Below are 25,493 nucleotides of genomic sequence, written 5' to 3' on the forward strand. Positions count from 1 at the left end.
AACCGTCACCATGGTGGAGGTCAATCTCACGTCCGATGTAGGCACGAGCGCCTACCCCATCGCCAAATGGCAGCTGCTTGTTGACGGCGAGCCCTACGATTACGGCGCCCCGGCCGAATTCGACAAGGGACATCTGTATCTGTGGCTGCCAGAAATTGTAAAGCAGAACAGCGAGGTGACCGTCGAGTTCACTTACCTCGACACCGACAAGCTGGACGAGAACGGCAAACCCACCCCCGTCACGCCGCTGCCGCTGTTCCGCCCCGCCGACAGCTCGCTGCCGCCCGGGGTCACCAATGACGGCACACTGCGACGCTACGCTGACTTCGAGTTGGACGCCGACTACCTCGCCGGCCTCAGCAAGTACTACGACGGCAAGGGCGCACCCATGTTCCCCCTGCCGCTGCGCACGCCCGACGGGCACGACCTCACCCAGGCCGACAAGATCACCTTCAAGTACCAGCGCCTCGATCCGTCGGGCAACCCCGTCGGCGCCGAGAGCGGCAACGGGGCCGACGTCGGCGCGATGAAGCTCACCGCCGTGTCCACCCAGTACTCCGACGACACCGAGGACGGCTTCTCCGAGAGCTACTGGGGGCACCGCGCCACCGGCCAGTTCACCATCTGGCCCATCGCCTCCCAGGTGAGCGGCATCGCCGCCGAGTGGGTGGACGACGGGGACCCGGGAGACGTGGCCCACCCCTCCGACCAGGTGCTCAAGGTGAGCGCGACCATTGGCGCCGCCCCCACCGTCGACGGCCGGCCCGGGTCGGAGGCCACCAAGCCCACCTGCCAGGCCCCGCGCGGGCAGGTGCAGATCTACGTGGACGGCCAGCCCGTGGGCGCGCCGGTGGACCTCGTGTACGCGGGCGACCCGGACGCCGAGGGCAACCCCATCCCCGAGGGCGACCCCCGCGTGACGGCCAAGAAAGTGGACAACGGCCAGGGCGGATCGACCGCGCTCTTCTCGCTGGCCCGGGCGGCCTCCGCCTCCGACTTCCTCGTGCCCACCCAGGGCCAGCAGGGACGCCACGAGATAGCGCTCCGGTTCCTGCCGCCCTCGGCCGCCCAGGCCGACGCCGGGCAGCCGGCCAACTACCTGGCGAGCGGGGCGCCCGATACGGACAGCACGGTGCCGCGGGCGGAGGTGGCCATCGACCCCATCGACCCGACTACCGAGGTGATCCGGAGGGACGACCCCGACAACAAGGACCCGGACTCCCCCGTCCCCGACGTCAGCGCCGGCGCGCCGCGGCCCGCCGACCCGGGCGCCGACCCGGCCAAGCCCGGCGACAAGATCGTGGACGGCGCCATCGTGACGACCTGGGGCGAGCCGAGCGCCGACAACCCGCACCCCGGCCGCGTGGTCATCGACATCAAGACCGAGTCCTCCGGGCCGGTGAGCGTGGTGAACCAGAACGGCGACGTATTCACCGCCGACTTCCTGCGCGGCGAGGACGGCGAGCCGGTGCGCAACGCCGACGGCTCCTACACCCTGGTGCTGGACCCCGCGGCCGTGGGGAGCGGCAAGCTCTCCATCCGCCAGGAGCCCAACGGCGCCTTCACCGGCACCACCTGGAACTTCGACGTGACGGTGCTACCCCAGCCGAGGATCGCGCCCGCGCCGGCGCTGTCCAAGAGGGCCGAGAACCTGACGCACCCGAACGGCCCCACGCAGCCCGGCGACCGCATCAGGTACACGGTCGAGGCATCGAACGGGGCCAAGGGGTCGCTCTGGACGGACGCGGTGGTGACCGACCCGCTGCCCGCGTGCCTGGAGCTGGACGAGGGCAGCGTGAAGCTGGACAACCCGTCGGCGGGCGCCGCGGGCAAGCCTCTCTCGAAGGCGCCGTCGGTGGCCGCCAGCGACGTGGGCAAGTTCTCGCTGTCGGCCCCGGGCGCGGACGGGCGGCCCGTGCTGACGGTGCCCGTGGGCAACGTCGCCGGCGGGGCCTCGGCCACCGTGACCTTCGAGTGCACGGTGCGCGCCGACGCGGCCGGCGAGGGGGCGCCGGCGGCCAACCTGGCCAATGTGGCCCAGGCGACGGGCACGCGGCCCGACCCGGCCGACCCGGAGAGACCGATGCCCGACCCCGACAACCCCGGGCAGCCCCTGCCCGTGAACCCCGAGCCCACCGACCCGGCCACGCCGCCCGGCCCCGGCCGCGTGGTGCCGGCCGACCCGGTTGTCGACCTGACCAAGACCGTGGAGAACGTCACCGCGCCCGATGCGGGGACCACGCACATCGGCGATGTGCTGCGCTACACCGTGACCCTCGCGAACACCGGAGCGGCCAACAGTTGCCTCGTGGGCGCCGTGGTGTCCGACCCGCTGCCCGTGGGGCTGGAACCCGTGGCCGGCACGCTGCGCCTGGCTGTGGACGGCGGGGCGCCCGTCGCCGTGCCCGACGCGGCCTACGACCGCGCGAGCCGCACCATCGCCGTGACGTGCGGCGATATGTGGGGCGGCTCGCGCGCCGTGCTCACCTTCGACGCGACCGTGGGGGCCGAGGCCGCGGACGCCGACAACGGGAACGTCGCCCACGCCCACGGGTCCGTCCCCTCGAAGGATCCCGGCACCGCACCGACCGACCCCGAGCCCGGCCGGCCCGCAACGCCGCCGTCGGGAGAGCCCGAGACGTCCACGCCGCCAGTCCTTCCCCCGACCGTCGTCCCCGACGACCCCGACCGCGGGGACGTGACCATCGAGAAGACAGCGGAGAACACGAGCCGCGACGACGGCACCACCCACGTGGGCGACACGGTGCGCTACCGCGTCGAGCTGGCCAACGGCGCCGTGGGCACCGGCTGGATGGACGCCGTGATCCGCGACGACGTGCCCGAGGGGCTGGAACCCATGGCCGGCACGCTGCGGCTGACGCTGCCCGACGGGAGCGAGGTCGCCGTGGACGATGCCGCCTACGACCCGGCCACCCGCATCCTGGCCGTGGCCTGCGGGCACCTCTACGGCGGGCAGCGGGTCACGCTGGCCTTCGACGCGCTGGTGACGGAGGCCGCCGTGGGCGCCGACATCGGCAACGTGGCCGTGGGGCTCGGGACGCCGCCGAGCGCGTGGGACCCCGACGGGGAGTCGCCCGAGCCGGGCGCGCCCTTCGACCCGCCGGAGGGGTGGGACGCCTATGACCGCTCGCACGGCAAGGTGGTGTCCGAGCCCGCCTACCCGCCGGGGGTCGACCGGCTGGGCGGCGTGGTGCCCGGCGACCTGCCCCGCGAGAAGGAGCGCACCACCATCGCCCATAAGCTGGCCCAGACCGGCGACGCCCTGGCGGCAGCGGCGCTCCTGCCAGCGGCCCTCGCCCTGGCCGCCGGCGCGGCCCTGCTCGCGTCGCGGCGGCGCAGGGCGCGCAGCCCGCGGTAGGCAAAAATCCGCCCGGCATGCAGGAGGGGCCGGCGGCTTCGCGCCGCCGGCCCCTCCTCGTTTGCAGCTCCTATCGCAGCGCGTCGCGTCGCCCCAGAAAGCCTTCCTCAATCCGCCCGCCCACTTCGGCGGCCCGCGGGAAGCCCTCCTCGGCGACGGCCCCGGCCGCCTCGCGCAGGGCCGCCGGAAACGCTTCGATCAACTCTTCCAGCTCGTCGCGGGCAAACCGGGCACCGACGCCGCACGACCGGGCGGTTGCGACGATATCTTCCATCCTCACATCGTCGATGCGGCGCGAGCCACCGAACGACACCCCCATCTCCCGATCGAGGTCGGGGTATATCGTCGTGCACGTGAGGCCGTACAGCGGCGACAACTCCCGCGACGACCAGTCCTCGCTCCACAGCATCGAGTGGTTCTTCAGATGGTTGTCGGCATTCCCCATCGCCCAGTCCAGAAGCAGGCGCGAGAACAGCAGCCTCCTGTCCCCGAACGGATTGCGACTTCCCTCGTTCACGACCCGGGCGCAGTGGTTCGCGTAGTTCCCGTCCGTGGGCTCGTATTTGTCGAAATAGTCCGGCAAGGCCTGGAGGAAGTCCTCCTGGTGCAAGCGGTGCAAAAACGCATCGCCCACGTCGATGCGGTCGAACCGCTCCACGGCGAGCAGGGGCTCCTGGCCCGCAACGGGAATCAGGCGGCACGGGGCCGCATCGAATCCCAGCGCGGCGGCCGTCCTCATGCAGATGGCCTCGTTGACCGTCTGGTCGGAGAAACTGCCGTCGCACGCCTTCACGATATGGCTGGACGGAGCCGCTCCCTGCGGGTAAAACCAGAATCCGGACGAGGCGTCGAAGAAGAGGCCGATCTTCATCTGCGCCCCCGCCAGCGACAACCTCGATCGGCTGGCGGCCCGCGGGGCGAACTCCCCGGGGCGCGCGGCGAAGCGCACGAGGTCCTCCTCCCCCACGGGTGCATAGCTGCGGCCCTCCAGAAGGGGCTCCTCCCCCTTGCCGAACACCAGAGCCCCGGCGGACTCGTCGTTCAGGCGGGCCATGAAGGCGCCTACGTCGTCGATATCGGCGTGAAAGGCGCGACCCAAGCTGCGCCGCATGCTCCCCTCGGGCAGGATGCCGTTGAAGAACGACTCGGTCTCCCTGGCGGAGAACGCCCCCGGCCGCAGGGGAAGCGCCTGGGAGATCGACTGCGCCGTACGGCTCTGGAGATAGCTCTCGGAATACGCGAAGCCTATTCCGCCGCCCGCGGGCACCACCCGGCCGACCTCCTCGAAGCGGCCGAAGTACTCGCGGTAGACCACAAGTTCGGTGTCTTTCATGGCACTCACCTCTCGAACGCGACGACGTCGACGCCCAGGGCCGTCGCGAAGGCGAGCACCTTGTCGATCCCCACCGTGCCGCGGCCGCGCTCGATCTCCCCCACCAGCCGCGGGCTGAAGCCCAGCATGTCCGCAAGATCTTCCTGGGTGTAGCCGAGCCTCTTGCGGCGGCTCCTGAGCGCCGCCCCCAGCGCAGCCCCCTCCGTCACGCGCACCCCCTGGGCTATGATCTGATCGCGGCTTATGTCCATGACGCCTCGTTTCTTACGTATAGGTAATCCGTTCTGTGTCGTCTATAGTATCATACGTATACGTAAGATATTCAAGATTCAGCCAAAATATTACGTATACGTATGAAGAATAGGTCCGTCGGCACCTGGCCCACTCTTTCCCCAAAACCTTTCTCCCGCCTAGCTGCTCGGTGTAAAGCTTTTAGGGGCACCCCTCTCAACTTTACGGCGTCTCCCCTACCCCGACCGCGCCGCTCAGGGTTGCGGAAAGCGGGGCGAAGGGGTATATTCGGGCAGACCTGGCGCCAAAAGGGCGCCCGAGAGAAGGAGATCCGACATGAGAGAGAAGCGACGGGGGTCGCTTCTGAGTCTCGGCCTGGCGGCCGCGCTCGCCTGCGGGATGATGCCCGCGGCCGCGCTCGCCGAGCCGGAGGGCCAAATCACGGAGACCCCCCCCCATCGAGTTTTCTGAGGCCGTAGACGACGCTACCGACCCCGGCGAGACCATCCCGGCCGAAGGCGATCCGCCCGACAGCCGGCCGCAAGCCACCGATGCCGCGGGCTCCGCTTCTCCCTCTTTCGAAAAATCCGACACCGCTCCCCAGCCGGGCGCTCCCGATGTAGCGCCCGGCAGCACCCCCGACCCCGTGGCGCGCGCCCTCGCCGAGGCGGGGCTGCCCCTCTCCGCCGCGGCCTCGGCCGATCCCTCCCCCGACGCGCAGGGGTGGGTCACCTGCGGTGACCTGCGCGTGAAAGGCGGGGCCTACGGCGTGGACTTCACGTACACGCCCGGCGCCGTGCAGTACAACGGGGCCGATTACGGCACATCGGACGTCGTGGAGGTGCTCACCTCCGCGCCCCTCGTCTTCTCGGATGCCGCCGGCCACAGCAAGGACGCGCCGGGCGCCACGGGCATCCAGGTGAACCCCGGCGTGCACGCGGCCATCACCTTGAACGGCGTGCATGTCTCCCACACCATTCCGCTCAACATCATCACCGACTGCACCTCCACCGAGAACGGCTCCAAGGCATCCGACAGCACGCAGCTGCAGACTCGGACAGAGCTGTATCTGGTCGTAAGCGACAGGTCTGACAATTCCCTTTCCTCCCATGAAAACTACCGACCGGGCATCAGATGCGGAGAAGGGGCGAACCTGACCATCGACGATGAAACTCGCAATATCGATTCCGCCGGCAATGAAGTGGTGCCCGTTGGCGGTATCATCAATCACGAGACGACACTTATCGGAGGCAAACACCTCAAAAAAGGGGAGGTGCACACCACTCTGGACAGCGAGGAGCCCGGATCGCTCACGGTTGAGGGAGGCTACGGCGCGTCGGCCATCGGCGGCGGAATGGCAGAAACAGGCGGACGCATCACCATAAATGGTGGAGCCATTCTCGCGCGGGCCTACTATGGCACCAAGAACACCGACACAGGGGCCGGCATTGGCGGCGGCGCGGGCGGAGAAGGGTCCGACGAAGTTATCACGTACAACTCTGGCACCATTGAAGTTCATGGCGGATACCACGGGGCTGGCACCGGGGCTGGCTGCTGGCTGACGACAGACCCAAGCCCATATGCCACACCGGATGCCATCTGCTCTCGCACGTGGGGGGCGCCGAACGCAGGGGACATCACCATCAACGGCGGCTGCATCACCTCAATCGGAGGCTACTGCACTAGTGGCTTCGGAACCGGCTGCGGCGGGGGCTCCAACAAGGGCAATCTCGTTAAAGTTACCGGCGGAACCCTACTCCCAGGCACCGAGGGGTCTCGCCCTGATTTTTCCGCAGGCACCGAAGGGCGCGTTGTCATCAGCGGCGGATCGGTGCGCACCGAGGGCACCGACAACTTCGAGGGGTTCGGCGGCACAGCCTACGGCAGCGAAGGCGAGTACCGAGAAGAGGACAAGGTGTTCATGATCACCGTCGACCTCGGCTCGGACGGGGTCGGCAACGAGACCATAGACAAATGGGGCCTGAGCATCGACGGGGTGCCGCAGGGCTACGGCGCTCCCGCGCAGTTCCACGAGGGCAAGCTGTACCTCTGGCTGCCCGCGTCGGCCAAGGACAAGGTGATCTCCATCGACCTGGGCTACGAGAGGGAGGACGGGACGCGCGTGGAGCCGGACACCCTGTTCCGCGACCCCGCGAGCCCCGCCGACCCGGAGGACCCGAACCGCACGAAGCTGAAGCGCTACGAGGAGTTCGAGCTGGACCCGTCGTACCTGGCCGGCCTGAAGAAGTACTATGACGGGCGGCCCCTCGAGGCCTACGACCTGGCCGCCAGGCCCATCGCCCCGCCGAAGGACCCCGACCGCGTGCTGAACGACCCCCTGGCCTGCGACTACAAGTACCAGCGCTTCGACGCCGTGGGCGGAAACGCCGTGTCCGGCGAGGTGTCCACGGGCAACAAGATGCCCAGCGACGTCGGGATCATGAAGTTCACCATGATCCCGCGGCAGTACTCCACCACCGAGGGCTTCAAGGAGAACTACTGGGGACACCGCGCCTTCGGGTGGTGCGAGATATGGGCCATCCCCTCGAGGGTGGCAGACGTGAGGGCCTCGTGGGGCGCCGGGGAGGGCGCCGGCCGGGCGCTCGACGTGGAGGCCGTGATCGAGCGGGCCGCCACCGTGGACGGGGCCCCGCCGGCGGCCGACGGGTCGAACCTGACCGAGCCCACCTGCGCCTCGCCCGAGGGCCGCGTGCAGCTGTACGTGGACGGGAAGCCCGTGGGAGACCCGGTTGAGCTGCGCTTCGAGGACGCGACGCTGCCCGACGGCACCGTGCTGCCCGCCAACGCCGCGCGGGAGGGAGACGACGCCGCGGGCCACCGCACGCGCGTGTCGCTTTCGATGACGGCGGCCGCCGCGGGGCTCGACGCGGCGGCCGCGGGCGCGGGCGAGCACCGGGTGTCGGTCCGCTTCCTGCCGCCGGACGCCGCCCAGCAGGCCACGGGCGCGCCTGCGAACTACCTGGCCAGCGAGGAGCCCTCCGGGGACTCGAAGGCCCCCTGGGCGCCGGTGCAGGTGGCGCCGGACCCGGCCATCGCGCCTGTGCCGAAGCTCGCCAAGAGGGCAGAGAACCTCACGCACCCGAACGGGCCGACGCAGCCGGGCGACCGCATCCGCTACACGATCGAGGCGTCGAACGGGGCCAAGGGGTCGCTGTGGACCGACGTGGTGGTGACCGACCCGCTGCCGGCGTGCCTCGCCCTGGACGAGCGCTCGGTGCGGCTCACGAACGCCTGGGAGGGGCTGGAGGGCCGGACGCTCGCGCGGGCCGACGCGGCCGCCGCGGGCGACGTGGGGAGGTTCTCGCTCTCCGCTCCGGGCGCCGACGGCCGGCAGGTGCTGGCGGCCCCCGCCGGGGACGTGGCCGGCGGCGCGTCGGCCACGCTCACCTTCGAGTGCACGGTGCGCGACGACGCGGCGGCGCCCGGCGCGGGCGCGGCCGATCTGGCCAACGTCGCCTCGGCCACGGGCAAGCGCCCCAACCCCGACGGCCCGGACGGCCCCGACGTGGGGCCGGTGGCGCCGCCCGACACCGATCCGTCGACGCCGCCCGGCGGCGGGACCGTGGCGCCGGCCGACCCCGACGTCCGGGTGGCCAAGAGCGTGGAGAACCTGACCGCGCCGGGCGCCAAGGTGACGCACCTGGGGGACCGCCTGCGCTACACCGTCACGCTGGAGAACGCGGGCCCCGCCGACAGCTGCCTCATGGGCGCCGTCGTGTCCGACCCGCTGCCGGCGGGCATCGAGCCGGTGCCCGGCACCCTGCGGCTTTCCGTGGACGGAGGGGAGCCCGTCGAGGTCCCCGACGAGGCCTACGACCGGGCCGGCCGCACCATTGCGGTGGCCTGCGGCGATGTGTGGGGCGGGCACAGGGCCGTGCTGACCTTCGAGTGCACCGTGGGCGAGGCGGCCCTCGGGGCCGACAACGCGAACACTGCCCACGCCGGCGGGAAGGTGCCCTCCGAGAACCCGGGGGCGCGCCCCGAGGCCCCCGAGCCCGGAGGGCCCGCGGAGCCCCCGGCGGGCGAGCCCGAGGCGTCCTCGCCGCCGGCGGTCCCGCCCGTCGTGGTGGGCGACGACCCGGCCGAGGGCGACGTCGCCATCGGGAAGACGGCCGAGAACACGAGCCGGGACGACGGCACCACCCGCGTGGGCGACACGGTGCGCTACGAGATAACCCTGCGCAACGAGGGGGCGGGCACGAGCTGGATGGACGCAGCGATCCGCGACGACGTGCCCGAGGGCCTGGAGCCCGTGGCGGGCACGATCAAGCTCGCGCTGCCCGACGGCTCGGAGGTCTCCGTCGACGACGCCGCCTACGACCCGGCGACCCGCATCCTGGCCGTCGCCTGCGGCCACCTCCGCGGCGGCCAAGCCGCCGTCCTCTCCTTCGACGCGCTGGTGACCGGGGAGGCGCTCGGCGCCGACATCGGCAACGTGGCCGTCGGCTACGGGACGCCGCCGAGCGCATGGGACCCCGACGGCACCCATCCCGAGCCAGGCGCCCCCTTCTCCCCCGACGGCGGCTGGGACGCCTGGGAGCAGGGCCGCGGCAAGGCCGTCTCCGACCCCGCCTATCCGCCCGGCGCGGACGCCTCGGGCGGCGTGCTGGACGGCGACGAAGGCGGCAAGCGGCGCACCACCATCGCCCACAAGCTGGCCCAGACCGGCGACGCCCTGCTGGCCGCGGCGCTCCTGCCCCTGACGCTGGCCCTGGCGGCCGGCGCAGCCCTGCTCGCGTCGCGGCGGCGCAGGGCGCGCAGCCCGCGGTAGGCAAAAGTCCGCCCATCATGCAGGAGGGGGCCGGCGGCTTCGCGCCCCCGGCCCCCTCCGCCGCCTCCAACCCCGACTGACCCACTCAGGGTTGCGGAAAGCGGGCCGAAGGGGTATATTCGGCCACGGTACGCTGACAGGTCGGCAACGGTTCCGCGCACCCGAAGGATGCGACCCGGCCTGCGAGAGAAGGAGAACGACCATGAGAGAGAAGCGAGCGGTCTCGCTTCTGAGCCTCGGCCTGGCGGCCGCGCTCGCCTGCGGGATGGTTCCCGCGGCGGCCCTCGCCGAGCCCGAGGGCCAGGGCACGGAGACCCCCCCCCATCGAGTTTTCTGAGCCGGTAGGCGACGTATCGCCCGACGGCGGCCTTCCCTCCTCCTCTCCCCCGGACTCCCCGGACCCATCTTCCTCTTCCGACCCCCCAGCCTCCTCCGGCGAGGACGGCTCCCCTGCGGCCACCAGCCCCGCCGGCGGCGCATCGGCCGGCGGGGAGGACCCATCCCCCGGCGACGCACCGGACTCCGCCGCCGCAACTGGCGCGACGACATCGCCCCTGGGCCGCATCACGGCCGGCATGGCCCACCTGACCGCCGGCGAGTCGGCATCGGCGACGGCCATCCCCGTATCCGACGGCGCGAAACCTGCTCCCGGCCCCGGCTCCTTCGAGCTGGGCGGCTTCACCATCTGGGGCGTCGACGGCGATGCCGTGACCGCCTCCGACTTCGCCTACGACGAGGCCGCCAAGACCCTCACGGTGAACACCGACAAGCACTTCGCCCTGCAGACGGACGACCAGACCCTCTCCGACAAAGAGGACGAGAGCGTGCACACCATCGTGGGCGCTCACACGAACCCCGTGAGCACCCGCCTCCTCATTCCCGCTGGCCGCGAGGCGCATATCACGCTTGCGGGCGTGGGCATCCGAGCGGAACCCGACATCGCTACCAACAGCGCCATCGATATCGCCAAGGGGGCCTCCTGCCATCTGGTACTCGCCGACGGCACGCAGAACTCCCTTGTCGCCCTCGCGTCGAACGGCTCCGGCATCCACAACCCCACCGGAGCTTCTCTCGCTATCGACGACTCAGTGGCCAACAAGGACCAGAGGGGCAACGCCATCGTTCCCGAAGACGGCTTCGTTCCCGCCGACGCTGTTCTGGCCAATGGGACGCGAATCAAGAAGGGCGATCCCCTCACGGTCATGGACAGCGACAACCCAGGCTCCCTCCTCGCCTGGTGCACGGCAGGCTCCGGTGCGGCCATCGGTGGCCGCGGCGACCTCGGATTCTCTACCATGCAAGGAGAGGACGGAGGGACCTTCACCATGGACGGGGGCGTCGTCACCGCCCGCAGCTCTTATAATTACGATGCGGGCGGATGGCATTGCTCGGCCGGAGTGGGCGGGGGCAGCTGGGGAGGCAATGGAACCGGCGCCGACGAGTGGATCACCATCAACGGAGGGCGCCTCACCGCCATCGGCGGCAATCATGGTGCCGGCGTGGGCAGCGGCAACCAGGGTGCCTGCGGCAACATTCGCATCAACGGCGGCTACGTCATCTCCAAGGGCGGCGACCACGGCAGCGGGTTCGGAGCCGCCTGCATCCCCGCCGACAGCTCCGCGTTCAAAATGATCTTCACCGGGGGTACCCTCATCCCCTCAACCGTCTACCCACCCGCTTATGCTGGCACGGGTGATATCGGCGCACCGAACGCCGACATCACCATCACCGGCGGCTCCATCGGCAACGGCCGCGACCCCGAACACTTCACCTTCTCAGGCAATGTCCACAACGCCGAGGGCGAGCCCATCAAGATGATCCAGGTAGATCTCACCTCGGACGTGGGCGAGAACACCTTCGCCCTCAGCGAGTGGGAGCTCAAGGTGGACGGCGTGCCCTACGACTACGGGGCGCCCGCCGAGTTCGACAAGGGGCACCTGTACCTGTGGCTGCCCGAGCGCGTCGTGAAGGACTCCGAGGTGACCGTGGAGTTCACCTACCTGGACACCGACAAGCTGGACGAGAGCGGCAACCCCACCCCCGTCACGCCGCTGCCCCTGTTCCGCCCCGCCGACAGCTCGCTGCCGCCCGGGGTCACCAACGACGGCAAGCTGCGCCGCTACGTGGACTTCGAGCTGGACCCCGACTACCTCGCCGGCCTCAGCAAGTACTACGACGGCGAGCCGTTCCCCGTCTTCCCGCTGCCCCTGCGCGCCCCCGACGGGCGCGACCTCACCGAGGCCGACAAGATCACCTTCAAGTACCAGCGCCTCGACCCGTCGGGCAACCCTGTGGGCGCCGAGACCGACAACGGCGCCGACGTGGGCACCATGACGTTCACGGCCATATCGACCCAGTACTCCGACGACACCGAGGGGAACTTCTCGGAGAGCTACTGGGGCCACCGCGCCACGGGCCGCTGCGAGATCCGGCCCATCGGATCCCAGGTGGCCATCAAGAGCGCCACCTGGGAGAACGGCCAGGCCAGCTCGCAGGAGAACCCCTCGGATCGCAAGCTGTCGCTCACCTGCGCGGTGAGGCGGGCCGACACCGACCCCTCCGGCGCCCCCACCAAGGCCACCTGCGCCGCGCCGGCGGGCTACATCCAGCTGTTCGTGGACGGGAAGAAGGTGGGCGACCCCATCGAGATCCTCTTCGCCGACAAGACGCTCCCCGACGGGACGGTGCTGCCGGCCAACGCCACGGCCGGCGGGGACACGACCACCTTCACCTACACCGCCTCGCCGGTCGAGGTGGACCACCTCGTGCCCGTGGCCACCCCCAACGGCCGCCACGTCGTCTCGGTGCAGTACCTGCCCCCGAACGACGATGATGCGGCGCCGGCGAACTACCTGGCCAGCGCGAGCCCGATCGACGACCCCGGCCACGCCCCCGAGGTGGAGGTGGCCATCTCGCCCATCGACCCGAACCCCGCGGTGACGCCCGAGCCCGACCCCGACTGCACCGACCCCGACGCGCCCGAGCCCGAGGTGTCGACGGGGCCCGGGAAGCCCGCCGACCCGGGCGCCGACCCGGGAAAGCCCGGCGACAAGGTGTTCCGCGGCACCATCGTGACCACCTGGGGCGAGCCGAGCGACGCCGACCCGCACCCCGGCCGCGTGCTGCTGAAGGTGGACACGCCCTCGTCGGGGCCGATCAGCGTGACCGACGCCAAGGGCAACGTGTTCGAGGCGGACTTCCTGCGCGGCGAGGACGGCAACCCGGTGCGGGGCGAGGACGGCAGCTACACCCTCGTGCTGGACCCGACGGCCGTCGGGCGCGGCGAGCTCACCTTCAGGCAGGAGCCCAACGGGGCCTACACCGGCAGCACCTGGGTCTACGACGTGACGGTGAGGCCCCAGCCGAAGATCGCCCCGGCGCCCGCGCTGGCCAAGAGGGCCGAGAACCTCACCCACCCGAATGGCCCCACCCAGCCCGGCGACCGCATCCGCTACACGGTGACGGCGTCGAACGCGGCGGCCGGGTCGCTGTGGACCGACGTGGTGGTGACCGACCCGCTGCCGGCGTGCCTCGCCCTGGACGAGCGCTCGGTGCGGCTCGACAACCCGCGCGCCGGCGTCGCCGACCGCGCGCTCTCGAAGGCGCCGTCGGTGGCCGCGGGCGACGTGGGGAGGTTCTCGCTGTCGGCCCCCGGCGCGGACGGGCGGCCCGTGCTCGCGGCGCCCGTCGGGGACGTGGCCGGGGGCGCGAGCGCCACGCTCACCTTCGAGTGCACCGTGCGCGACGACGCGGCGGCGCCCGGCGCGGGCGCGGCCGATCTGGAGAACGTGGCCTCGGCTACGGGCAAGCGCCCCGACCCCGACGGCCCGGACGGCCCCGACGTGGGCCCGGTGGCCCCGCCCGACACCGGCCCGGCCGCGCCTCCCGGGGGCGGCACCGTGGCGCCGGCCGACCCGCGCCCGGAGGCGTCCAAGGCCGTGGAGAACCTCTCCGACCCCGATGCGGGGGTCACGCGCCTGGGCGACCGCCTGCGCTACACCGTGGAGCTGCGCAACGCCGGCGCCCCCAGCAGCTGCCTCATGGGCGCCGTCGCGAGCGACCCGCTGCCGGCGGGCATCGAGCCGGTGCCCGGCACCCTGCGCCTGGCCGTGGACGGCGGCGAGCCCGTCGAGGTCCCCGACACCGCCTACGATACGGCCAGCCGCACCGTCGCCGTGGCCTGCGGCGATTTATGGGGAGGGCACAAGGCCGTGCTCACCTTCGACGCCGTGGTCGGCGAGGAGGCCCTGGGGCAGGACGTCGCCAACGTCGCCCACCTCCACGGAAAGGTGCCCTCCGAGAACCCGGACGCGCGGCCCCAGGGCCCTAAGCCCGGCGAGCCGGCCGAGCCGCCCGCGGGCGAGCCCGTCGCGTCCACCCCGCCGGCCGAGCCCGCGCCGGTCGTCCCCGACGACCCGGCCGAGGGCGACGTGTCCATAGAGAAGGAGGCCGAGAACCTCTCCCGCGACGACGGCGCCACCCGCGTGGGCGACGTAGTGCGCTACCGCATAACCCTGCGCAACGGGGGGCCGGCCACCGGCTGGATGGACGCCGTCATCCGCGACGACGTGCCCGTCGGCATCGAGCCCGTGAGCGAGACCATCCGCCTCGCCCTGCCCGACGGGAGCGCAGCGGCCGTGGACGATCGGGCCTACGACCCCGCGACGCGCATCCTCGCGGTCGCCTGCGGCCAGCTCTACGGCGGGCAGGAGATCGTCCTCTCCTTCGACGCGCTGGTGACCGGGGATGCCCTGGACGCCGACATCGGCAACGTGGCCGTCGGCTACGGGACGCTGCCCTCGGACTGGGACCCCGACGGCACCCATCCCGAGCCAGGCGCCCCCTTCTCCCCCGACGGCGGCTGGGACGCCTGGGAGCAGGGCCGCGGCAAGGCCGTCTCCGACCCCGCCTATCCGCCCGGTGTCGGCGCCTCGGGCGGCGTGCTGGACGGCGACGAAGGCGGCAAGCGGAACACCACCATCCGCCACAAGCTCGCCCAGACCGGCGATGCCCTGGCCGCGGCCGCGCTGCTGCCCCTGGCCGCCGCCCTGGCCGCCGGCGCCGGCCTGCTGGCCAGCCGCCGCACCCGCCGCGCAAGGTAGGGACACCTCCGTCACAAAACCAGAGCCTCCTTCGGCCCTGAACTGAGAAGTCCCTCGTCCCTGCGGCGAGCCCGGAGCGATACCGGGCTCGCCGCTTTCTTTCTGCCCTCCGCGATCGCGCAGCCCCATGGTCGTCGCAACCCGCGACGAACGCCAGCGGGTATTCCGGCACGCATAATGGCCCAGAGCGGGCAACCCTACCGCAGCTTGGCGCGGCGGGCCTTCCAATCGGGCATGAAGTGGTCCATGAGAGCGTGAAAGCGGGGACCGTGCCCGCGCTCCAGCAGGTGGCACAGCTCGTGGACCACCACGTATTCCAGGCATTCGGGCGGGTACAGGGCCAGGCGCACATTGATGCAGATGCGGCCGGTGGCCGGCTGGCAGCTCCCCCAGCGGCTCTTCATGTTGCGGTAGGCGATCGTGCCTGCCTTCACGCCCATGATGGGCTCCCACGCCGCGATGAGCGGCGGCACGCAAGCCGCGACGACCGCCTTCCAAGCGGCCACCTCCTCGGGTGTGGCCGCCGCGGCCTCGGCCCGGGGCGATGCGGCGATGGCCTGCTGCTGGCGCTCGATCCAGGCGCGCTTCTCGCGCACGAATCCCTTGATGGTGGAAAGCGGCAGCCGCAGCGGTGCCGACACCTCGATGCACCCGTCGGGAGGCTTCACCCGCAGGTGCATGTTCTTGATGGCCTTGCGCGTGAGCCAGACCTCCAGCCCGTCGATGAACACCAGCTCAGCTGGGCGCACAGCACGGTTACGACCGGCCACGGGCAGCCTCCATGGCGATGTCGTAGGCATCGTTGCGGGGAATGCCGAACTCGGCGGAAAGGCGCTTTGCAACCTCCTTGGTGCGCAAGCCCTCTGCAATCAGCTCGGCGGCACGGGCCTTAGCCGATGTCGCGGCATCCTCGGCAGCCGCCTCGCCCTCGGCCTCATTCGGCGCATCGATCACAAGCGCGATCTCGCCGCGAATGCCGCCGGGCTGACCAGCGCGGGCAGCAAAGCGCTCGGCCAACTCGGCCGCCGTGCCACGGGCCACTTCCTCGTGCAGCTTCGTGAGCTCGCGGCAGACAGCCACCTTACGCAGAGGCAGCACTTCGGCAATGGCGGCAAGTGCCGCCACCAGGCGGTTCGGGCTCTCATAGAACACGAGCGCCGCATCCAGCGCGCGCAGCGATTCCAGCGCCGCCCGCTGCTCGGCCGCCTTGCGCGGAAAGAAGCCGCCGAAGCAGAAGCGGGGACACACGGTGCCACTCGCCACGTAGGCGCACGCGGCCGCCGAGGCCCCGGGCAGCACCTCCACGGGCACGCCGGCATCCCGGGCCGCTGCCACCAGGCGCAGCCCCGGGTCGGACACCCCGGGCATGCCGGCATCCGAGCAGTAGGCCACTACCGCGCCCGCGGCCACACGCTCCATAAGCCCCGCCGCCTTCGCACCGATCATGGCCTCGTCGAGCCGCTCCAACGGCTTGCGGATATCGAAGTGCGCGAGCAGCTTCCCCGTCACCCGGGTATCTTCCGCGCACACCACGTCGGCGGCGCGCAGTGCTTCAAGCGAGCGCAGCGTCATGTCCCCCAAGTTCCCAATGGGGGTAGGCACGATGATGAGTTTTCCATGATGCGCCGAGCAATTGTCCATGGTCGCCATTTTACTACGGAAGCACCTGCCGCCACACTGTATTCCGCCAGCGTCCCCCAGAAGGGGGCGTCATCGGCCGCGGCCACCGCGGCCGTCATCCGCCGACAACACCCAGGGCCCGGGCGCAGCCGAGCCCGCGTTACGGCCGAGCCCGAACCCGCGAAAAGCCGCGGGCATCGGTTCCGCAGCCCTCGCCTCAGCGCCAGCGCAGACAACGCCGCTGCAGCGCGGTGAACAAGGTGCTCACCACCGTGATGACCACGCCGATGACGATGATGCCAGCGAGAATGCGCGTATAGTCGCTGAAGTCGGAGTAGTACTTCACGTAATAGCCCATGCCCGACGACCCGCCGATCATCTCCGCCGAGGTGAGCAGGATGAACGATAGGCATAGCCCGATGTTCAGCCCGTTGAACACTAGCGGCAACGAGTCGGGCAAAAGCACGCGAAAAAGCATGGTGGCGCGGCCCACGTTGAGCACGCGCGCCGAATCGACGAGGCGCCGGTCGACCGAGGAGATGCCGGCGAGCGTGCCGGTGAGCGTCGGCCAGAAGGTGGCGAGAAAGATCACGAGCACCGAAGAGGCTCGAAACGTCGGCAGAAGCGCAATGCCGTAGGGAATATAGACGATGGGCGGGATAGCGGCGAAAAACGACACCACTTTCTCGGCCGCGGCATGGCTGCGCGCGCCTGTTCCGAGCACAAGCCCGAGAACAATGGCCGCGCCGCCCCCGAGAAGAAAGCCCTCGGCCACGATGGCGAGCGACGACCCAATGCCCTGGACGATCTTCTCCCCGTCTTCCACGATCTGCAGCGCGACAGCCTGGGGCGTGGGAAACAGGCGCTCGGGCAGCAATGAGAACACGTCGGTGGCAAGCCACCACGACACCACGAGGAGCACGAAGAGGAAGGCCACGTCAAGAGCGGTGCGGGCGGGCGATACGGATTTCATGCAAACTCCTTTCCCGATTCGGCGGAACCGGCGCGAACGTCGGCCGGGCCGACCGCAGCGGGATGGGCCGCAGCCGACCCATCCAGGGCATCCGCGAAGAACACCTCGCTGATCTGCGCCCGAAATGCCTGGTAATCGGCGGTTCTTATCATTTCGAGGCGATGACGCGGACGCGGCAGGGGCACCTCGACGTCGAGCACCACATGTCCCGGCACCCCCGCTGCCGCATCGGCGCCCATCATGACGATGCGATCGGAGAGCAGAATGGCCTCGTCGAGATCGTGGGTCACGAACACGACGGTCTTGCGGCCGGCGGGATCGGCCTGCTCCCCCTCCCACAGCTCGATGAGCAGGTCCTGCAGAATCGCGCGGTTGCGGGCGTCGATAGCGCCGAAGGGCTCGTCCATGAGCAGCACGTCACCGTCCTCGGCGAGAGCACGGGCGATGGCCACGCGCTGCTGCTGGCCGCCCGAGAGCTCCTTGGGATAGCGGCGGCCGAAGCCGGAAAGCCCCACCTGCTCCAAATACGATGCGGCCACCTCCCGACGCCGTGCGCGCGGCACATCGGCGCGGGCCTGGGCAACGGCGAAGGCCACGTTGGCCTCGGCGGTCATCCAGGGGAACAGCGCGTACTGCTGGAACACCACCGAGCGCTCGGGACCCGGACCGTGCACCGGTTCGCCGCCGACAAGCACGGCGCCAGAGGTGGGGGTGCGCAGGCCGGCCAGCATCGAGAGGAGGGTCGACTTCCCGCACCCCGAGGCACCGATGACGCTGACGAACTGGCCGGCGGGGATGGACAGGGACACCTCCTCCAGCGCAGTGAAGCTCGTTCGCTTCGACGGGTAGGCCACGGTGAGGTTGTCTATGACGATGGGCTTGCTCATGGGGTACGGTGCCTTTCTAGCCGCAGCAGTCTTCCGGCAGCGGCTGTTCGCTTCAATCGGCCTGGGCAAAGTGCTCGGAGAGGGCCTGGTAGGTGCCGTTGCCCGGATCTGCGGCGATCACATCGGCCAGAGCCTGCTCGTAGATGGCCGTGTTGTAGAGCGCGTCGATGTCGTAGTCGTCGGTGTAGCCGAAGGCCACGGCATCCTCTTTCAGCTGGGTGGTCGCAATGCGATCGGGGTCGGGATTGGAATCGGCGTAGCCCTCGTAGAGTTCGAACTCTATCTGGTCGGTCGGAATGTCGATGTACTTCTTCACAGCGGCAATGGTTGCCTCCGGATCGTTCTTGTAGGTGTCGTAGGCGCGGATCAAAGCGCGTTCGAACGCCTCGTAGAGATCGGGATCGGACTGAAGCGCCGTCGTGAGCGCCACCTGGCGGCAGCACGGCTGGTTCTGGAAAATCTCCTCGTCAGCGCAACGGTACACGATGGAGTAACCCGCATCCACGGCGATGGCCGTATAGGGCGAGTAGCACGATGCCGCGTCGATCTCCGCGTTGGCAAGGGCGGCGTAGGCGTCCTTCTGGCTCTCGAAGTAGACGAGCTTCACGTCGGCGGAATCGTCTTCCGCATAGGTGAGGCCGTAATGGTCGAGAATCTGAAGCAGTTCGAGCTCCTGGACCGTCGTGCGCGGCACAGCCACCGTCTTGCCCTTGAGGATGGTCACATCCCACGAGTCAAGGCCCTCGGTGTAGCTTGAATCGATGACGTAGCCGTGGCCGTTGCTCATGGCACCCCCGAAAATGGAGACGTCATGGCCGCTCGACTGGCTCACGATGGCCGGAACCGACCCGACGAAGGCCGCGTTGAGCTTCTCGGCCTCCAGCGCGCTCACAAGCTCGGTTCCGCTGGAGAACTGGGTCAGAGTCACATCGAGCCCCTCGTCGGCAAAGTAGCCCTCCTCCTCGGCCACGAAGGCGAGGACGTGGGCGGTGGAGTTCAAATAGCCCAGGCCGAAGGAACGGGAATCTCCGCCGGTGGCGGCCAGGTCCCCGTCGGACAACGAGCAGCCGCCGAGCGCCCCGATGGTCAGGGCGAGTACCGCCGTCGTGACGGTGGCGGCGAGTTTTCTTGCGAACATGTCAGTGCCTCTCTCTTAGTTCATGCTTTCTTGCAACGGCAACGCATGAAACCATCGGAAGGGACGCACGACAAGGGAAAAAGCCATGGACTTTGGCGATGCGGAACGTTCGCGATTTCAAATAGTAGAAGTTCCACCCGCATATGAGTGGTTTTCAGGCCACCCGCCGGCGCTAACGGAAAAAACTATGGCGCGTCGAGCGGACACGGGCAGCTGCGCCGGACAGGCGGGTGAGACTGCACCGGGCGACCAGACGCGGCCACACCGGGCGGCGAAATTTCCGCGCCTGTGTCGGCACATCGGCGCCGAATTGCTCCAACGAAAAAGCCGCCCGGAGGAGCCAGGGCTCCTCCGGGCGGCTGGGCGACTGAATCAGGTGCGGACGGCAGGTTACTCGGCCACCTCGGTGGTCTCCACCTCCACGGCCTCGGCCACGGCCTCGGGGGCCTCAGGCGCGCCGTCGCGGGCGGCATTGCGCACGGCGCGGGCCTCGGCCTCCTTCTCGGCCAGGTTCGCCTTGGCCACGGCGATCATGAGCTTGATGCGGTTGAGCTGGTTCACCTCACTTGCGCCGGGGTCGTAGTCCACGGCCACGATGTTGCTCTCGGGATAGCGGCGGCGCAGTTCCTTGATGGTGGCCTTGCCCACCACGTGGTTCGGCAGGCACGCGAAGGGCTGGGTGCACACCACGTTCGGGCAGCCGCTGCGGATGAGCTCCACCATCTCGGCGGTGAGCAGCCACCCCTCGCCCATGGAGTTGCACAGAGACAGAATCTCCTCGGCATACTCGGCCAGCTCGTAGATGTCCGCCGGCGGATGGAAGCGGGCGCTCTTCTCCAGGGCATCGTTCACCGGCTTGCGCAGCTTCTTCACCGCGGCCAGGCCGATGCGGCTGCCCAGCGCGCTCTTCTTCGACTTGCCGATGGGCTGCTGGAAGATGCCGCCGGCAATGCCGAACAGGAAGAACTCGATGAGCCCGGGCACCACGGCCTCGCAGCCCTCGCGCTCGATGACGTCCACGATCTGGTTGTTGGCCGTGGGATGGAACTTCACGAGGATCTCCCCCACCACGCCCACGCGGGGCTTAGTGCCCTCGCCGGCCAGCGGCAGGGTGTCGAAGTCCTCCACGATGCGGCGCACCGTGCGGCGGAACTCCGACTGGCGCACGCCGCGCTGAAGCTGGTGCTTGCAGGCGTCCATCCAGTAGTCGAACAGGCGGTTGGCGCTGCCGGGCTCCACCTCGTAGGGGCGCGTGCGGTACAGGCACATCATGAGCAAGTCGCCGTACTGCAGCGCGTAGATGGCCTGATAGAGCATCTTCGGCGTGATCTTGAAACCGGGGTTCTCCTCGCCTAAGTCCTTGAACGAGATGGCGATGACGGGGATGTGCCCGAGGCCCACCGATTTCAGCGCCTTGCGGATGAGCGAGATGTAGTTGGTGGCGCGACAGCCGCCGCCGGTCTGGGTGATGAGCACGGCCAGCTTGTCGGTGTCGTACTTGCCCGACAGCACCGCTTCCATGATCTGGCCCGTGACCAGGATGGACGGGTAGCAGATGTCGTTGTTCACGTACTTCAGGCCCGCGTCCACCGCACCGTGGTCCACTGAGGGCAGCAGCACCGCGTTGTAGCCGGCGCGCTTGAAGATGGGCACCAGAAGCTCGAAATGGTAGGGGGCCATTTGGGGCGCTAAGATGGTGTAGCCCGCGTCGCGCATTTCCTCGGTGAACTGCACGCGCTCAAACTCGGTGGAGGCGCCCTCGCGCTGCTCCACCTCGGCGGCGGCCACCACGCCGTCGGCCTTCTCGGTGAACGACGCCGGCACGAGCTTGTCGAGGTTGTTCAAATCGATACAGGCCGCGGGGCAGCCCCGCTTCTCGGCGGCCGCGTCGGCCGCGGCCTCGGCCTCGCGGTCGGCCTGGTCCTTCAAAGCTGCGAGCAGGCTGCGCACGCGGATGCGGGCGGCGCCCAAGTTCGACACCTCGTCGATCTTCAGCACCGTGTACACCTTGCCGGCCGCCTCCAGCACCTCCTGCACCTGGTCGGTGGTAAGGGCGTCCAGGCCGCAGCCGAAGGAGTTCAGCTGGATGAGGTCCAGATCCTTGCGCTGGGTGACCACCTTGGCCGCCGCATAGAGGCGCGTGTGGTACATCCACTGGTCCACCACGCGGATGGGACGCTCCAGCTGGCCCAGATGCGCCACGGAATCTTCCGTGAGCACGGCCAGGCCGAAGCTCGTGAGCAGCTCGGGGATAGCGTGGTTGATCTCCGGATCCTGGTGGTAGGGGCGACCCGCCAGCACGATGCCGCGGGTACCGGTCTCCTCCATCCAGGCCAGGGTTTCCACGCCCTTGCGCCGGATGTCGCGTTTGAAGGCCTCATCCTCGGCCCAGGCAGCGTCCACGGCGTCGTCGATCTGCTTCTGGGTGATGGGGAACTCGTGGGCCCCCACCTCATCGCGGAAGGTGCCGGTCAGCTCGGCGTACAAGCGCTCTTTCAGCTTGTCCTTGTCGTGGTAGGGCAGCCAGGGGGCGACGAAGGCCGCAGGCGCGTCCTGCAGCTCGTCGATGTTCAGGCGCAGCGCCTCGGGGTAGCTGGCCACGATGGGGCAGTTGAAATGGTTGCCCGCCGTCTCGTCCTCCTGGCGCTCCCACTTGGAGCAGGGCATCCAGATGAAGTCCACGGCGTCGTCGCCTTCCTTGGCCAGCAGGTTCATGATATGGCCGTGGGAGAGCTTCGCCGGATAGCACACCGACTCCGACGGCATAGACTCGATGCCAGCCTCGTAGGTCTTCTTCGTGGAGGGGTCGGACAGCACCACCCGGTAGCCGAGCTTCGTGAAGAACGTGAACCAGAAGGGGTAGTTCTCGTACAGGTTGAGGGCCCGCGGGATGCCCACGGTGCCGCAGGCGTCTTCTGCGGGGATGGGCTCGTAGGCGTCGAAGAGCCGCCGGGACTTCCACTCGAAGAGATTCGGCACGTCGGACTTCTCGGTGCCGGTGCCCAGGCTCTCGCCCTTCTCGCAGCGGTTGCCGGTGATGAAGCGCCGGCGGACGCCCGTGGCCGGATCGCGGCCGAAGTCGTTCACCGTGAGCAGGCAGGCGTTGGAGCAGCCCTTGCAGCGCACGGTCTTATGGGTGGGGGCCAGGGCCTCGATCTCGGCAAGGGACAACAGCCCGCTCGTGAACACCTTCGGGCCCACATCCGGCGACAGGGGCACGCCCTCGGTATGGCGGCGCACATCCTCGTAGCGGTCGCGGGCCAGAAGCGCCGCGCCGAAGGCGCCCATGTTGCCGGCGATGTCGGGGCGCACGGCGTTCACCTCCGAGAGCTGCTCGAAGGCCCGCAGCACCGCGTCGTTCAAGAAGGTGCCGCCCTGGACGATGACCTGGGTGCCCACATCGTGCGGATCGCGAATCTTGATGACCTTGAACAGGGCGTTCTTGATGACGGAGATGGCCAGGCCCGCGGCGATGTCGCCCACGGTGGCCCCCTCCTTCTGGGCCTGCTTCACGCGGGAGTTCATGAACACGGTGCAGCGGCTGCCCAGATCCACGGGGTTCTCGGCGGAAATGGCCGTGGCGGCGAACTCGGCCACGTCCAGGTTCAGGCCGCTCGCGAAGGACTCGATGAAGCTGCCGCAGCCCGAGGAGCAGGCCTCGTTCAGCATGATGTGGTCGATGACGCCGTCCTTCACGCGCAGGCACTTCATATCCTGGCCGCCGATGTCCAGGATGAACTCCACCCCAGGCAGCATCTCCTGGGCGCCGCGCAGATGGGCCACGGTCTCGATCTCGCCGGAATCCACCCGCAGGGCCTCCAGCAGAAGCCCCTCGCCGTAGCCGGTCACCGTGGCGTGGCCGATGGTAACGAGCGGCGCACCCGTGGCAGGATCGCTGGGCAGCGCCTGGTACAGCTCGGCCACGGCGGCCTTGGCGCACCCGAGCACGTCGCCCTTGTTAGAGGCGTAGGTGGACCAGAGCAGCGCCCCGTCCTCGCCGATGAGCGCCGCCTTGAAGGTGGTGGAGCCGGCATCGATGCCGAGGAAGGCCACGCCGCGGTAGTCCGCAAGCGACGCGCGGCGCACGCGCTCGCCGTCGTGGCGGGCGCGAAACTCCGCCAGCTCCTCGTCGTTGGCGAACAGCGGGGCCAGGCGCACCACTTCGGAGCCCTGCATGTCGCCGAGCCCTTCCAGGCGCACGAGCACATCCGCGAGCTTCTCGGGGGCGGCCCCCTCGCCCACCCCGGCGATGGCGCAGCCCGCGGCCACGAACAGGTGGGCGTTCTCGGGCACGATGATGGCCTCATCGGTCAGCTCCAGCGTCTCGTAGAAGCGCTTGCGCAGCTCGGGCAGGTACTGCAAAGGGCCGCCCAGGAAGGCCACGTTGCCGCGGATGGGCCGCCCGCAGGCGAGGCCCGAGATGGTCTGGGTGACCACCGACTGGAAGATGGAGGCGGCGATGTCCTCGCGCCGGGCCCCCTCGTTCAGCAGCGGCTGCACGTCGGTCTTGGCGAACACGCCGCAGCGGCTGGCGATGGGGTAGATGGTGCTGTGGTCGGCCGCCAGCTCGTTGAGGCCGCCGGCGTCGGTGTTCAGGAGCGCCGCCATCTGGTCGATGAAGGCCCCGGTGCCGCCGGCGCAGGTGCCGTTCATGCGCTGCTCGATGCCGTGGTCGAAGTAGATGATCTTCGCGTCCTCGCCGCCCAGCTCGATGGCCACGTCCGTGGCGGGGATGAAGGTCTCCACGGCCGTCTTGGACGCGATGACCTCCTGGACGAAGGCGACGCCCAGCCATTGGGACAACAGCAGGCCGCCCGAGCCGGTGATGGCGATGGTCATGGCCTCGGCAGGGTACGCCTCGGCCGCCTCGCGCAGCACCTCAATGATAGTGGCGCGCACATCGGCGTGGTGGCGGCGGTACACCGCCCAGAGGATGTTGTGGTCGTTGTCCAGCACCGCGAGCTTCACCGTGGTGGAGCCCACGTCGATGCCGATATGGTAGGGGCACGCCTCGGCCGCGGCGCGGGCGGCGGCGCTGGCCTCGGCGGCATTGGCCCGGGCCTCTTCTGCCGTCGTCACGCGCGGGGCGCAGGAGGCGCAGCCCGGCGCGGGCTCTGCGGCGGCGCCGGCGGGCGCCTTCTCGGACGTGGAGGCCTCGGTGATGATCTCGGTGTACTTGCTCTTTTTCATGGAAGTTTCCTCGCTTCTGGGGCCTACAGCTCGATAGGCTCGCCGGGCGTGATGAACAGAAGGCGCATGGCGATGCGGGCCATTTCCTCGGGAGTCTCAGGGCAGCCGTTCTCGACCCATCGGGCGATGATTCCCAAGTAGGCCGAGGCGTAGAAGGCCACGTAGTAGCACACGAAGGGGGTGGGGTTCGTGCGGTACTTCTCGTGCAAGATGTTCTGCACGAGGTTCTCGCACACCGCCTCACGCAGCCGCGGCCCGAAGCGCACATCGCCCCCGGAGCCGAGCACCGCCCGCAAAAAATCGCTTTCCCCGCGCAGGTACTCGAACAGGTCCACGAGCACCGGCACCGGGCGACCGGCCACCCGGAAGGCCAGCATGTCGCCGAGGGTGACGCTCTGCATCCGGGCCTGCAGCAGGGCAACTTCGGCCAGCACTTCGTTCTCCAGCGCGGTCAGCAGGTTTTCCTTATCGTGGAAATGGTTGTAGAAGGTACCCCGGTTCAGATCGGCCCGCTCGCACAGGTCGTTCACCGTGATGGCGTCTAGTCCCCGCTCCTCGATGAGCGCGATAAGCGCCCCGCGCAGGGCCCGCTTCGAGCGGGTGATGCGCCGATCCTCGCCCGGAGCGGGCGGAGCCAGCGATTCGGCGGGCAGCATTTCCAGTGCGGCAGTACCCACGTTCCCTCATTTCAACAGGATGAACAATAATGAACAGTGTGTCCATTAACGGGCATTGTACCGACTGAAGCGCCTTGACGCAACGTCTAAACACCCGCAAAGGAACCCTGTTTTCCCTCTGCGGCGCCCTTGCGTTTCGTTCAGCAAGATAGGGATTCCGTCAAAAAGAGC

Annotated in this window: 14 protein-coding genes; 5 read left to right on the top strand and 9 right to left on the bottom strand. The window is 69.5% G+C overall.

Annotated features, from left to right (window positions below; translation table 11 throughout):
* Positions 1-526 precede the first annotated feature (526 nt).
* Complete coding sequence (locus tag AAK988_RS00865) at positions 527-3,379, top strand: hypothetical protein (protein WP_369880314.1); 2,853 nt, start codon at positions 527-529, stop codon at positions 3,377-3,379.
* A 70-nt stretch (positions 3,380-3,449) separates the two neighbouring features.
* On the opposite strand, the gene AAK988_RS00870 is transcribed toward AAK988_RS00865, so the two are convergent.
* A complete protein-coding gene (locus AAK988_RS00870) occupies positions 3,450-4,712 on the bottom strand; it encodes a HipA domain-containing protein (RefSeq protein ID WP_369873290.1) in 1,263 nt (420 codons plus the stop codon).
* A gap of 5 nt (positions 4,713-4,717) precedes the next feature.
* Complete coding sequence (locus tag AAK988_RS00875) at positions 4,718-4,963, bottom strand: helix-turn-helix domain-containing protein (RefSeq protein WP_135971432.1); 246 nt, start codon at positions 4,961-4,963, stop codon at positions 4,718-4,720.
* A 316-nt stretch (positions 4,964-5,279) separates the two neighbouring features.
* Between AAK988_RS00875 and AAK988_RS00880 the strand changes: the two genes are divergently transcribed.
* From AAK988_RS00880 to AAK988_RS00895, 4 genes are all read left to right on the top strand, one after another.
* Positions 5,280-5,414, top strand: coding sequence for a hypothetical protein (locus AAK988_RS00880; RefSeq protein ID WP_288071395.1), 135 nt, complete (start codon positions 5,280-5,282; stop codon positions 5,412-5,414).
* Positions 5,415-5,589: 175 nt separating this feature from the next.
* Positions 5,590-9,735, top strand: coding sequence for a hypothetical protein (locus tag AAK988_RS00885; protein WP_369880268.1), 4,146 nt, complete (start codon positions 5,590-5,592; stop codon positions 9,733-9,735).
* A gap of 202 nt (positions 9,736-9,937) precedes the next feature.
* Positions 9,938-10,072, top strand: coding sequence for a hypothetical protein (locus AAK988_RS00890; RefSeq protein ID WP_263000148.1), 135 nt, complete (start codon positions 9,938-9,940; stop codon positions 10,070-10,072).
* 238 nt (positions 10,073-10,310) lie between these two features.
* Positions 10,311-14,837 (top strand): hypothetical protein, encoded by a 4,527-nt coding sequence (locus AAK988_RS00895; RefSeq protein WP_369880269.1) that lies wholly within the window; start codon positions 10,311-10,313, stop codon positions 14,835-14,837.
* Between the two features lie 197 nt (positions 14,838-15,034).
* On the opposite strand, the gene AAK988_RS00900 is transcribed toward AAK988_RS00895, so the two are convergent.
* From AAK988_RS00900 to AAK988_RS00930, 7 genes are all read right to left on the bottom strand, one after another.
* Positions 15,035-15,607 carry a M48 family metallopeptidase gene (locus AAK988_RS00900; RefSeq protein WP_321194204.1) on the bottom strand — a complete coding sequence of 191 codons (573 nt, stop codon included), beginning with the start codon at positions 15,605-15,607 and terminating at the stop codon, positions 15,035-15,037.
* The gene (gene rsmI / locus AAK988_RS00905) at positions 15,594-16,478 is read right to left on the bottom strand and encodes a 16S rRNA (cytidine(1402)-2'-O)-methyltransferase (protein WP_369880270.1); all 885 of its coding nucleotides are present in this window, start codon (positions 16,476-16,478) and stop codon (positions 15,594-15,596) included. Before rsmI ends, AAK988_RS00900 begins: the two co-directional genes overlap by 14 nt.
* Before the next feature lie 196 nt (positions 16,479-16,674).
* Entirely contained in the window at positions 16,675-17,430 is a 756-nt protein-coding gene (locus tag AAK988_RS00910; RefSeq protein WP_369873204.1) for an ABC transporter permease, read from the bottom strand.
* On the bottom strand, positions 17,427-18,317 hold the full coding sequence (locus AAK988_RS00915; protein WP_369873203.1) for an ABC transporter ATP-binding protein: 891 nt from the start codon (positions 18,315-18,317) through the stop codon (positions 17,427-17,429). Before AAK988_RS00915 ends, AAK988_RS00910 begins: the two co-directional genes overlap by 4 nt.
* Positions 18,318-18,369: 52 nt before the next feature.
* Positions 18,370-19,455: an ABC transporter substrate-binding protein gene (locus tag AAK988_RS00920; RefSeq protein ID WP_369873202.1), complete on the bottom strand. Its 1,086-nt coding sequence runs from the start codon at positions 19,453-19,455 to the stop codon at positions 18,370-18,372.
* 390 nt (positions 19,456-19,845) lie between these two features.
* Positions 19,846-24,645: an acyl-CoA dehydratase activase-related protein gene (locus AAK988_RS00925; protein ID WP_369880271.1), complete on the bottom strand. Its 4,800-nt coding sequence runs from the start codon at positions 24,643-24,645 to the stop codon at positions 19,846-19,848.
* Positions 24,646-24,668: 23 nt separating this feature from the next.
* Complete coding sequence (locus AAK988_RS00930) at positions 24,669-25,301, bottom strand: TetR/AcrR family transcriptional regulator (protein ID WP_051190942.1); 633 nt, start codon at positions 25,299-25,301, stop codon at positions 24,669-24,671.
* Positions 25,302-25,493 lie beyond the last annotated feature (192 nt).

Origin of the sequence: Adlercreutzia muris, from assembly GCF_041223505.1 — a bacterium.
GTDB classification, from domain to species: domain Bacteria; phylum Actinomycetota; class Coriobacteriia; order Coriobacteriales; family Eggerthellaceae; genus Adlercreutzia; species Adlercreutzia muris.